Origin of the sequence: Clostridium aminobutyricum (assembly GCF_017255415.1) — a bacterium.
GTDB classification, from domain to species: Bacteria; Bacillota; Clostridia; order Peptostreptococcales; family Anaerovoracaceae; genus Aminipila; species Aminipila aminobutyrica.
Genome location: NZ_JAFJZZ010000011.1, coordinates 23792 through 35045 on the forward strand (window position 1 = coordinate 23792; position 11254 = coordinate 35045).

Genomic DNA, 11254 nt, shown 5'->3' on the forward strand with positions numbered 1-11254 from the left:
AACTTTAGATAATCTAAAATTAGAAATTTAAGTGGAGGTAAAAGTATGGAAGGAGATCTTTTAAAAAAGATTATGGAAGCTGTTGAAGCAAATGACAGCGGTACGAATAGGACCGCTAGCAGTAGTGGGACTGCGGCTTCGAAAGGGTGTGGGCTAACCGAGTTTGTAGGGGCAGCCATTGGTGACACAGTTGGACTGGTTATTGCAAATCTAGATGCAACCTTGCGCGACAAGATTAAGTTAGACCCGAAGTATCGATCCATTGGGATTGTAAGTTCAAGAACCGGCGGTGCTCCCCATGTTATGTCTGCGGATACTGCTGTAAAAGCTACGAATTCCATTATCGCTTCAGTAGAATTTGCAAGAGATACAAAAGGCGGAGCCGGACATGGCAGTACGATCATCTTTGCTTCGGAAGACGTTTCGGACTCAAGGAGAGCAGTTGAAATCATGCTTGGGGAGTTGGATGAAAATTTTGGAAATGTATATGGCTGTGATGCTGGACATATTGAGTTGCACTATACGGCGAGAGCAAGCTTTGCATTGGAAAAAGCTTTTTCGGCGCCAGTTGGAAAAGCCTTTGGCATCACTGTAGGAGCACCTCCGGCAGTAGGGATGCTGATGGCCGATATAGCACTTAAGACTGCAAATGTTGATATCGTAACGTATGCAAGTCCTTCTCAAGGCACGTGCTTCTCTAGCGAAATTATCATCACGTTCACTGGTGATGCCGGCGCCGTAAGACAAGCGGTCTTAGAAGCGAGAGAAGTCGGTTTAAGCGTGTTAAGAGGTATGGGACAAAATCCGGTATCTGTTACTTCTCCTGCGTGGTAAGGGAGGGACTTCGAGATGAAAAAAGATTCCTTAGGGGCTCAGTGTTTAGCGGAATGGTTTGGTACCTTTTTCTTTTTGGCGATAGGGATTGGCTCTGTAGCAGTTTTAGTTCTTGGATTAAGTGATATCAATTATCCATGGATGGCTGCCTGTTGGGGCGTAGCCATTACGTTAGCAATTTACATAGTAGCCGGCATAAGCGGAGCACATTTGAATCCGGCTGTTACGATAGCATTGGCAGTATTTGGTGGATTTGATAAGAAAAAAGTTCTGCCGTATGTTGCAGCACAGATTATTGGCGGCATAACGGCAGCGGCATTGGTATATTTCTTATTTAGAGCAAACATAGTATCGTTCGAAAGTGCGAATGGAATCATTAGAGGCACAACGGAAGGATTGGGCGGCGGGGGCATATTTGTTACTCAGGCAGGCCCATCGGTAAGTATGCTTACAGCGTTTATTAACGAAATGTTTTTAACCTTTGTATTAGTATTAGTAATATTTGCGACTACGGATTCCAATAACAGTGCAGCTCCTACGGGTGGCATTCCGGCTATTATGATCGGTGCAAGTGTTACTTTCGGCGGTATCGCATTAGGCCCTCTAACAGGTTTTGCTATGAACCCTGCAAGAGATTTTGGTCCAAGATTATTCCTTTTAATGAGCGGATGGGGAGATCAGGCTTTAGGCACAGATTATTATGGGTTAATTGTACCGATCTTCGCCACTATAGCTGGCGGTCTAATAGCAGGTGCTCTATATAAGAACGTTATCGGAAAACGTTTTATCTAATTTGGAGGTAAATTATGAAAACTTTAGATATATCAAATGTAAGTGTAAGCCCAAGAATTCAGGGATTAATAGATGAACTATTTAAAGGGAAACCACAGGTTGAGTGGGAAAGAGCAGCTTTAGTGACAGAGTCCTATAAGGCTACAGAAAATTTCCCGACTGTTTTGAGAAAAGCAAAGGCATTGGAGCACGTATTGCATAATCTTCCTATCGTGATCAGAGACAATGAACTGGTTGTAGGAAACTTGACAAAAGCTCCTTTCTCAACACAAGCTTTCCCAGAATACTCCTATAAGTGGCTTTTAGATGAATTTGGAACATTGGGGCTTAGAAAAGGTGATGTTTTTGAAATCAGTGAAGAGTCAAAGAGTAAGTTAAGAGAAGCATTTGCTTATTGGGATGGTAAAACCGTTAATGAGTTAGCGACTCAATACATGTATCCGGAAACCAGAACTGCTATTGAACACAATGTGTTTACAGTAGGAAATTACTACTTTAACGGCGTAGGTCATATCGGTGTAGATTATGCGAAAGTGCTGAAGGTAGGTTTCAATGGCATTATCAAGGAAGCAACAGAAGAGATGGAAAAGTCAGACAAGAACTGTCCTGATTTCATCAAGAAAAGAAACTTCTTAGAAGCTGTTATCATTACTGCAAAAGCAGCCATTCGTTTTGCACAACGTTTTGCAGAACTAGCGGAAATATTAGCAGCTCAGACAACAGGCGCTAGAAGTCAGGAACTTTTTAGAATCGCACAGAATTGTAAGAACGTACCGGCAGAGCCTGCAAAGGATTTTTATGAAGCGATTCAGTCCTTCTGGTTTGTACAAGCTATTATTCAAATTGAATCCAATGGTCACTCCATTTCACCACTTCGATTTGACCAATACATGTACCCATACTATATGGAAGACATCAAGAGTAACAAATTGACCAAAGAAAGTGCACAAGAATTGCTTGATTGTCTATGGATCAAGTTTAACGATATTAACAAAGTAAGAGACGAAGGCTCCACAAAGGGATTTGGTGGATATCCAATGTTCCAGAACCTAATCGTTGGTGGTCAGGACAAGACTGGTTTAGATGCAACTAATGAATTATCCATTGCTTGTTTAGAAGCTACAGAACACACAAAACTACCTCAGCCATCTATTTCGATCCGTGTTTGGAATAAGTCACCGGATGAATTCCTAATGAAAGCGGCAGAAGTAAGTAGAGTTGGACTAGGTATGCCAGCATACTACAACGATGAAGTAATCATCCCGGCTCTTGTTAGCAGAGGCTTAACCCTTGAAGATGCAAGAGATTATGGTATCATCGGTTGTGTTGAACCTCAAAAGGGCGGCAAAACAGAAGGATGGCATGATGCAGCATTCTTCAATTTGGCTAGAGTTATGGAAATCATGCTGAACGACGGAAGCGATAATGGATTACAGCTTGGACCTAAGTCAGGAGATGTAACAAGCTTCAACTCATTTGATCAACTATTAAATGCTTATAAAGAACAAATGGAATATTTCGTTTCCCTATTAGCAAATGCAGATAATGCAGTAGATTTAGCACACAGTGAAAGAGCACCGTTACCTTTCTTATCCTCCATGGTAGAAGATTGCATCGGAAGAGGCAAGTCTGTACAAGAAGGCGGCGCAATTTATAACTTTACAGGACCTCAGGGCGTTGGTGTTGCCAATGTTGCCGATTCCATGGAAGTATTAAAGGAATTAGTATACGACAAGAAACTTTATACCATTCAACAGATTAAGGCGGCTATGTCCAGCAACTTTGAAGGTGTAGGCACTGTAACTGCAAGCCCAATGGGTGGTATTACAAGAACAGATGTTGAAAATATCGTAAGTAAGTTAACTGACGGTGGCAAGAAGATTACCCTTGAACAGGCGAACATGCTAACTGCTTTAGTGGAAGGTCTATCAAAAGTAGGAAGTGCTACAGGAGAAAGTGTAGAATGCGCAAGATTGATCAACGATATTAACGCTGTACCGAAGTTTGGTAATGACATTACTTCTGTAGACTTAATGGCAAAGGAAGTTGCTTTAACGTACTGCAAAGAAGTTGAAAAGCATAAGAATCCAAGAAACGGTTCCTTCCAGCCAGGATTATATCCGGTATCTGCAAATGTTCCAATGGGTTCCCAAACTGGTGCCACACCGGATGGTAGAAAAGCTGGTGAACCATTGGCTGATGGTGTATCCCCTATTTCAGGAAGAGATGTAAACGGACCGACTGCTGCTGCAAACTCTGTAGCCATGTTAGACCATTCCATCGCTTCAAATGGTACGCTATTTAACCAGAAATTCCATCCATCTGCATTAAGTGGACAGTCTGGTCTAGAAAAACTTTCCGCATTGGTAAGAGGATTCTTTGACCAGAAGGGTATGCATGTTCAGTACAATGTAGTTGGTAGAGAAACGTTACTGGAAGCACAGAAAAATCCAGAGGCTTATAAGAACTTGGTTGTACGAGTTGCTGGATATAGTGCTCACTTCGTAGCATTAGATAAAACGTTACAGGATGATATTATTGCGAGAACGGAGCAGGTGTTTTAATGAACCAAGCGGTTTACAATACAAAAGGAATCATCACAGAAATACAACGATTCTCCGTACATGACGGACCTGGAATTCGAACCATTGTATTTTTGAAAGGGTGTCCGCTGAGATGTAAGTGGTGCTGCAATCCGGAAACACAGGTTATGGATAGTCAGCCCATCTTAGAAGCAGGCCAGCCTAAAATGGTAGGCAAGGTTGTTTCCGTAGCGGAAGTCATGGACGAGGTGAAAAAGGACAGCATTTATTACAGACGATCTGGAGGAGGGATTACCTTATCCGGAGGAGAGGTTCTGGCACAGCCAAGCTTTGCTAAGGCCATTCTGGAAGCTTGCAATACTGCTGGCATAAATACCGCAATAGAGACAAGCGGATTTGCAAGCTTTGAAGTAATCGAACCACTTATTCCTTTTGTCAACCTGTTCCTATATGATGTGAAGCATGTTTCTGATGAGAAACACCGCATCTTTACAGGACAATCCAATAGCTTGATTCTATCCAACTTAATGAAATTAAGTGAACGAAATGTTCCTCTTATTGTTCGAATCCCGGTGATTCCTACGTTTAATCATACGGCAGAGGAAATAGAGTCCATTACCCGTTATGTTGCCAGTGTGAAAGGTGTAAAGGAAATTCATTTATTGCCTTATCATAGACTTGGAGAGAGCAAATATCAGGGACTGGAACGAAATTATGAATTCCATTCCATCGAGCCGATGTCGCAGGAAGACATGAATAAGCTGCTGGAAATCACCAAGCGAACCGGCTTGCCTTGTCAAATCGGTGGATGATGAATGAAAAGAAAGGGACATCTATATGGGAGAAATTGCTACAAACGGAATACAACGTGTGATCGAAGAGTCGGTGCCTGGCAAACAGGTTACTATTGCCCATGTGATTGCCTCTCCTACGCCCGATATTTATGAACGTTTGGGAATTGACGATAAAGGTGCGATTGGTATATTAACCCTATCCCCATATGAGACGGCCATCATAGCCGCAGATATTGCAACAAAAACTGCTCAGGTTGAAATCGGATTTTTAGATCGGTTTACCGGATCTGTCGTCATTGTCGGCGACGTTCAAAGTGTTGAAACAGCACTAGAGGCTGTAGTAGATACATTGAAAAATATGCTGGCCTTTATGACAGCACCGATTACGCGAACATGAGACGAAAACGTGTAATGGTGATGGGTCCCACCAATTGTGGAAAGACGACCTTGGTGAATGCATTAAATAACTTTAAAGGACCCCTTCGGAAAACACCGGATATGATATATGGTCCGAAAACGATAGATGTACCTGCATCCTATATTGAAAACGCGTGGATGTACAAACATGTTATTGCTGCAGCACAAGATGCATCCCATGTTTTGATTCTAGTGGATCAATCAAGACCAATTGAAGTATACTCTCCGGGTTTAGCTAAAATCTTTCATTGCCCTGTGGTGGGGATTATCAGTAAATGTGATTTGAAACCGGAAAATGAAGAGGTATGTATCAAACAGCTAAATCGGATGGGCGTGCCGGAACCTTATTTTAAAATAAGTATTCCAAATGGAATTGGTCTTGAGCCTTTGCAGAAAGTTCTATTTAAAAACCATTATGAGTAAGGGGGCACAAATGAAGTTTATTACCGAAGAAGAATTACGGGACATTTACAAAAAAGAACCTTTTACCAACTATGAATTAATACCGGAAACAAGGCTGACCCCTGGTGCAAGACAATTTCTAACCGATCGAGGAATAGACTTATATGGGGTAGGGATTTCAACGGATAAAACAGTGGTTGCTAGAGACCAAGAGGCTTCTAGACAGATAAAAGAGGTCCCAAAGTCAACGGACAGAAACCGCTGGAAAATGAAGAAATTAATCAATAGGTTGAAATCCATCGACAGTTTATTCCTATTAATCAGTGAGGAAACCATTGAAAGGGATGTATTTTTAGCACAGGATATCTTAAAGCTAGGCAAACAATTTTCAACCATCGGGCAGGAGATTCAATCAAAAGGCAAAGCTGAACAAATTTTCCACAAGGAATGCAGCGGTATTTGCTTTGATAACTGTAACAACGATATAGAGGATTGCTTTGATATCACGGAACTTCACATGAGACTTGAAAAAGGCAGAGAAATTTTGAAATTACATCACCTCCGATGTGCGATCCGGGAAGTGGAACCCATTGTGAGAGAAGTTTACGAAGGAAATGATAAGGAGCATCTGAGATGCGAGGAAATCATTTGCCAAGTAAATCAAGTGATCAACTGCCTATCCCAGATGATTTGCAGCATTGTTGGAGGAAAAGAATGTCAGAGAAACCGATAACCTTAGAAGATTGTGATAACTTTGTCAGCCAGTTTGAGCACGTTGTGGAAAACCCCATTAGAAGTAAATCTTCTGTATATTATACAGGAGTTGACCTTGGAACAGCATGTGTGGTTGTGGCGGTATTAGATGAAAACTTCAAACCTGTGGCAGGAGCCTATCAATATGCAGATGTAGTGCGTGACGGAATGGTTGTGGACTATATCGGGGCAATTAATATTGTTAGGAAAATGAAACAAGATCTTGAAGAAAAACTGAATACAGAATTGATTTATGCCGCTGCAGCAATTCCACCGGGAACCGAAAGTGTGGATGGCGGAGCTGTTAAAAATGTCGTACAGGCAGCAGGGTTCGAAATGACCAATTTGCTAGATGAGTCTACAGCTGCAAATGCTGTGCTTAAGATGCAAAACGGTGCGGTAGTAGACGTTGGCGGAGGAACAACCGGAATCTCCATTTTTAAGGATGGTAAAGTGATTTATGTGGCAGACGAGCCAACAGGCGGTACTCATTTTTCGCTAGTCATTTCCGGGGCGTATGGCATGAACTTCAAAGAAGCAGATGAATATAAACGGAATGAACAAAATCATAAAGAGCTTCTGCCAATTCTCAAACCAGTGGTTGAAAAGGTAGCTTCTATCGTTAATCAGCATATCAAAGGATATGATGTGCAGGAAATCGCATTAGTAGGAGGAACCTGCTGCTTAACAGGTATTGAAGAAATTGTAGAAAAACAGACTGGCATCACCACCTATAAACCGAGGAATCCGATGTTTGTTACGCCACTGGGTATCGCGCTTAATTGTACGCAGGAACGGTTGAGGTAAAAGAAAGGTGCAAAGATGGAATTTAGAATTATAAAATCACCTTCTGCAGGGACGCTAGATATTCTGAAGCAACGGATGAAAGCAAGTGCTGTATCAGCTATGGATGGCGCAGATGCCGTAGGCCTTGTACAAGGGAGAATGATTGAAATGATATGTGCTGCTGATATTGCTGAGAAAGCAGTGGGCGTCACAGTAGAAGACGTTCGAGGGAGCTGTCCGCAGAATATGATTATGATTGCCATCTTTGGAGACACATCTTCTGTCGAATCAGCTATTCAGGAAATCAAACGCAAACTGGAAGAAGGAAAAAAGTTATGTTAACAGCAAGACTGATTGATAATATTTGGGCAACAAGGAAAGCTGATTCACTAAACGGATTGAAGTTTATGCAGGCTGAGCTAATCGGTGGCGGAAGCAGCGATGGACAAAGAATCATCGTTGTAGATACAATCAGTGCGGGAATCGGAGACAGAGTAATTATCACCCAGGGCTCATCCGCTCGAAAAATGTTAGGCGACGATTCCATACCGGTAGATGCAGTAGTAATAGGGATCATCGACGACGACTGCGATTTTGAATAGAATGAGAGGTGGAATGATGAGTCTTCTTGAACAGGTAAAAGATGCCGGAATAATAGGCGCAGGAGGTGCTGGCTTTCCCACCCACGCAAAACTTGCGTCAAAAGCAGAATACATCCTCATGAACGGAGCTGAATGTGAACCACTTCTGCGAGTGGACCAACAGCTGATGGAGATGGTTCCGGACGAAATCATAAAAGGCTTTGAACTAGCCGGAAGGTTTGTAGAAGCTAAAAAAGCAATCATTGGAATTAAGGGAAAGCATAAAAAAGTGATTGCGATTATGAGAGAAAGAATTGAAGCATTAAACGTAGGAGATTTTGTAGAAGTGAAAGACCTTCCAGATATCTATCCAGCGGGAGATGAACAAGTTCTAGTATATGAACTAACAGGCAGAGTAGTGCCAGAGACAGGAATTCCAATTCAGGTAGGCTGCGTAGTAGTAAACTCGGAAACGGCGTTAAACATCTACAAAGCGACCCAAGGAAAACCGGTAACAGAAACGTACTTAACCATTGCAGGAGATGTACCAAACCGATTAACCCTAAAGGTACCGGTAGGAACACCAATAATGGATGTGCTAAAGCTGAGCGGTATTGAGAACTTTACAAACTATACCGTAATCGATGGCGGTCCGATGATGGGACCTGTAATGAGCAATTTAGACGGATATATTACGAAGAAAAACAAGGGATTTGTAATCTTAAAGAAACAGCATCCACTGATTCGTAAGAAGTCCGCAACCCCAGAACAAACAAAGAGAATAAACAGAGCAACTTGTGAACAGTGCCGTATGTGTACAGACTTATGTCCTAGATATCTAATAGGTCATGACATGCAGCCACATAAGATGATGAGAGCAATGCAATATCAATCAGGAAGTGCAGAAGGGCAGACCACAGCGCAGCTATGCTGTCAGTGTAACCTATGCGAACTGTTCTCATGTCCGATCAATCTGTATCCGAAATCAGCAAACGTTTACTTCAAGGGAAAAATGATGGAACAGGGACTAAAGTATCAGAGAACGAAGGAAACCTTTGAAGCAAGAGGGGCACGAAGCTACCGCTTAGTACCAAGCAAGCGATTAATCGCAAGGTTAGGATTACATGATTTTGATAAGCCAGCACCGATGACAGAAGTGGAAATGAATCCAGAAGTGGTGACTATTTCAACAAGGCAGCATGTGGGAGCACCTGCAGAATCCATCGTAACCGTAGGACAAAAGGTACAGCAGGGAGAGCTTATAGGAAAAATTCCGGAAAACAGCCTAGGAGCTGGGATACATGCAAGCATTTCCGGAACCGTAGTGGAAAGCGGAAATGATTATATTGCAATAAGGAGGGCTTAATATGGCGAACGCAATAGGAATGGTAGAATTTACGAGTATTGCACGTGGTATTTATGCAGCAGATCAGATGGTGAAGATTTCAGAAGTAGAAATCGCAACCGCAAGCTCCGTATGTCCTGGCAAATACATAGCGATAGTATATGGCGATGTAGCATCCGTAGAAGATTCAGTAAGAGTAGGGGAAAGAGAAGCAGGAGAGTTTTGGGTAGATTCTATAATCATCCCAAATGTAAGCCCGCAGGTATTCCCAGCAATTACAGGCTCAACGATGCCGGATAGAGTTCAAGCGTTAGGAATAATGGAATCCTTTTCATTATCCACCATGGTAATAGCAGCAGATGCCATACTAAAGGCAGCTGAATTACAACCGATTGAACTAAGATTAGGAAATGGACTAGGCGGCAAAGCAACCTTCACCTTCACAGGAGATGTAGCTGCAGTTGAAACAGGTGTACAAGCAGGAACAAATATTGCAGAAGCAAAAGGATTACTGGTAAATGCCGAAGTGATTCCTTCACCTTCCGAAGTGCTTGTAGCATCTTTGTTCTAAAACCAGTTTATCCTTATTGGTAAATCAAAAATAGTTACTGAATCATAACAGGGATAAGTAAAGGAGTTATTTAATGAAACAGCTGATTTGTTCAAAAGAAGTAGAAGTTGCGTTTCAAATGGGGCAGACCTCTATTGTCGTTGAAGAAAATGCTCTTATTACTCCAGCTGCCAAGGACTCGGCTAAAAAATATGGGATTACCTTTTCAAGGTCCCAAGCAACACCGGTTTGTGAAAGTCCTGTTATCACATCACCTGCTATAACAAAGGCTGTAGAGCATAGCGATCAAGCTGAATTGATTTATTCATTATTAAAAAGTTTAGTAGGCAAGGGCTTGTTAAACAGCGCATTTGAAGCAATGCTCAACAACGAAGTCTATGAAGCAGAACGAGCTCCTTCCGGATTAAAAATAGTGAGAGGGAATACGGTAAAATATAAGCCTCTAGAAATCGGAAATACATCTGGAAATGTGTTTTGTCAAGAGTTTATCAACCAGAACGATAAAAGCGCCATGATGGCCGGCTTTATAACGATGGAAAGCGGTAGCACATTGGATTTAGAATGGCCCCGCGAAGAAACGGTTTACCTCATTGAAGGAGCGCTAACGGTAGCGGTTGATCAAACAACTTATACAGCCCAGCAAGGCGATACGGTATTCTTTCCGAAGGGTGCTAAGGTGACTTTAAGTTCTAAAGAGCAGATGAAGGCATTTTATGCTACCAATGAATCAACCATTCAACGATAGGAGGTGGTTTTAAATGCAGGCATTTGGATTTATTGAAACCAAAGGACTGATAGCAGCCATTGAAGCAGCGGATGCGATGCTCAAGGCAGCAAACGTAGGGTTAGTGGATCGAGTTTTTGTAAAAGGCGGTCTGGTTACCATTATTATTGAAGGGGATGTGGGTGCAGTAAAAGCAGCCACCGATGCAGGATCTTCTGCAGCAGCGAGAGTAGGCGAAGTGATTTCTGTACATGTGATTCCAAGACCTCATGAAGATGTGGGTAAGATGATTGTTCGGGAATCAGAAATTTCTTCAGACACGATAGAAATGGAAGTCGACGTAGAAGACCGTGTTACCGAAGAAATAAGTATTCAGGATGAAACAGAAACGATAAGCGACGAGGAAGAATTGCCTGAAGAACTAAAAACAGAAGAGGCAGAAGGTGAGGCCTTTAGCAATCAAGAGTTGCTGAAAGACGAAATGGACGCTTTCGTAAAAAATGGGGACTTTGACCAAGTGTTGAAAGTATTAGAAAGTTTGAAAGTGACGAAGCTAAGAGCTTTAGCAAGAGAATATGGTGACTTCGGTATTACCGGTAGAGCAATTTCTAATGCAGATAGAAATTTACTAATGGAAGAATTCAAGAAATACTATCAGATTCATTCATGACAGCAAGACAATAATCTTTAAAAAGAGAAAGGAGGAATCACA

Annotated in this window: 14 protein-coding genes; all 14 read left to right on the forward strand. The window is 42.0% G+C overall.

The features are described 5' to 3' along the window. The first annotated feature begins 45 nt into the window (after positions 1-45). The 14 genes from pduB to JYB65_RS15170 all read left to right on the forward strand — a co-directional run bounded on the left by pduB (position 46) and on the right by JYB65_RS15170 (position 11212). Positions 46-834, forward strand: coding sequence for a propanediol utilization microcompartment protein PduB (pduB, locus tag JYB65_RS14450; RefSeq protein ID WP_206583405.1), 789 nt, complete (start codon positions 46-48; stop codon positions 832-834). Positions 835-849: 15 nt separating this feature from the next. After that, entirely contained in the window at positions 850-1626 is a 777-nt protein-coding gene (locus tag JYB65_RS14455) for an MIP/aquaporin family protein (protein WP_206583406.1), read from the forward strand. A 14-nt stretch (positions 1627-1640) separates the two neighbouring features. After that, positions 1641-4190, forward strand: coding sequence for a glycyl radical protein (locus JYB65_RS14460; protein ID WP_206583407.1), 2550 nt, complete (start codon positions 1641-1643; stop codon positions 4188-4190). Then, the gene (locus JYB65_RS14465; protein ID WP_206583408.1) at positions 4190-4981 is read left to right on the forward strand and encodes a glycyl-radical enzyme activating protein; all 792 of its coding nucleotides are present in this window, start codon (positions 4190-4192) and stop codon (positions 4979-4981) included. Before JYB65_RS14460 ends, JYB65_RS14465 begins: the two co-directional genes overlap by 1 nt. A gap of 25 nt (positions 4982-5006) precedes the next feature. Beyond that, entirely contained in the window at positions 5007-5360 is a 354-nt protein-coding gene (locus JYB65_RS14470) for a BMC domain-containing protein (protein ID WP_206583409.1), read from the forward strand. Continuing rightward, the gene (locus tag JYB65_RS14475; protein ID WP_206583410.1) at positions 5357-5803 is read left to right on the forward strand and encodes a EutP/PduV family microcompartment system protein; all 447 of its coding nucleotides are present in this window, start codon (positions 5357-5359) and stop codon (positions 5801-5803) included. Before JYB65_RS14470 ends, JYB65_RS14475 begins: the two co-directional genes overlap by 4 nt. Before the next feature lie 10 nt (positions 5804-5813). Next, positions 5814-6515: an ethanolamine utilization protein gene (locus tag JYB65_RS14480; RefSeq protein ID WP_206583411.1), complete on the forward strand. Its 702-nt coding sequence runs from the start codon at positions 5814-5816 to the stop codon at positions 6513-6515. Continuing rightward, positions 6497-7342 carry an ethanolamine utilization protein EutJ gene (gene eutJ / locus JYB65_RS14485; RefSeq protein ID WP_206583412.1) on the forward strand — a complete coding sequence of 282 codons (846 nt, stop codon included), beginning with the start codon at positions 6497-6499 and terminating at the stop codon, positions 7340-7342. Before JYB65_RS14480 ends, eutJ begins: the two co-directional genes overlap by 19 nt. Before the next feature lie 15 nt (positions 7343-7357). Beyond that, positions 7358-7663: a BMC domain-containing protein gene (locus JYB65_RS14490; protein WP_206583413.1), complete on the forward strand. Its 306-nt coding sequence runs from the start codon at positions 7358-7360 to the stop codon at positions 7661-7663. Next, a complete protein-coding gene (locus tag JYB65_RS14495; RefSeq protein WP_206583414.1) occupies positions 7657-7923 on the forward strand; it encodes a EutN/CcmL family microcompartment protein in 267 nt (88 codons plus the stop codon). The genes JYB65_RS14490 and JYB65_RS14495 overlap by 7 nt, the downstream gene beginning before the upstream one ends. 16 nt (positions 7924-7939) lie before the next feature. Then, the gene (locus JYB65_RS14500) at positions 7940-9268 is read left to right on the forward strand and encodes a 4Fe-4S dicluster domain-containing protein (protein WP_206583415.1); all 1329 of its coding nucleotides are present in this window, start codon (positions 7940-7942) and stop codon (positions 9266-9268) included. Position 9269: 1 nt separating this feature from the next. Next, complete coding sequence (locus JYB65_RS14505) at positions 9270-9818, forward strand: BMC domain-containing protein (RefSeq protein WP_206583416.1); 549 nt, start codon at positions 9270-9272, stop codon at positions 9816-9818. A gap of 73 nt (positions 9819-9891) precedes the next feature. Further along, complete coding sequence (locus JYB65_RS14510) at positions 9892-10563, forward strand: cupin domain-containing protein (RefSeq protein WP_206583417.1); 672 nt, start codon at positions 9892-9894, stop codon at positions 10561-10563. A 13-nt stretch (positions 10564-10576) separates the two neighbouring features. Beyond that, positions 10577-11212 (forward strand): BMC domain-containing protein, encoded by a 636-nt coding sequence (locus JYB65_RS15170; RefSeq protein ID WP_206583418.1) that lies wholly within the window; start codon positions 10577-10579, stop codon positions 11210-11212. The last annotated feature ends 42 nt before the right edge of the window (positions 11213-11254 follow it).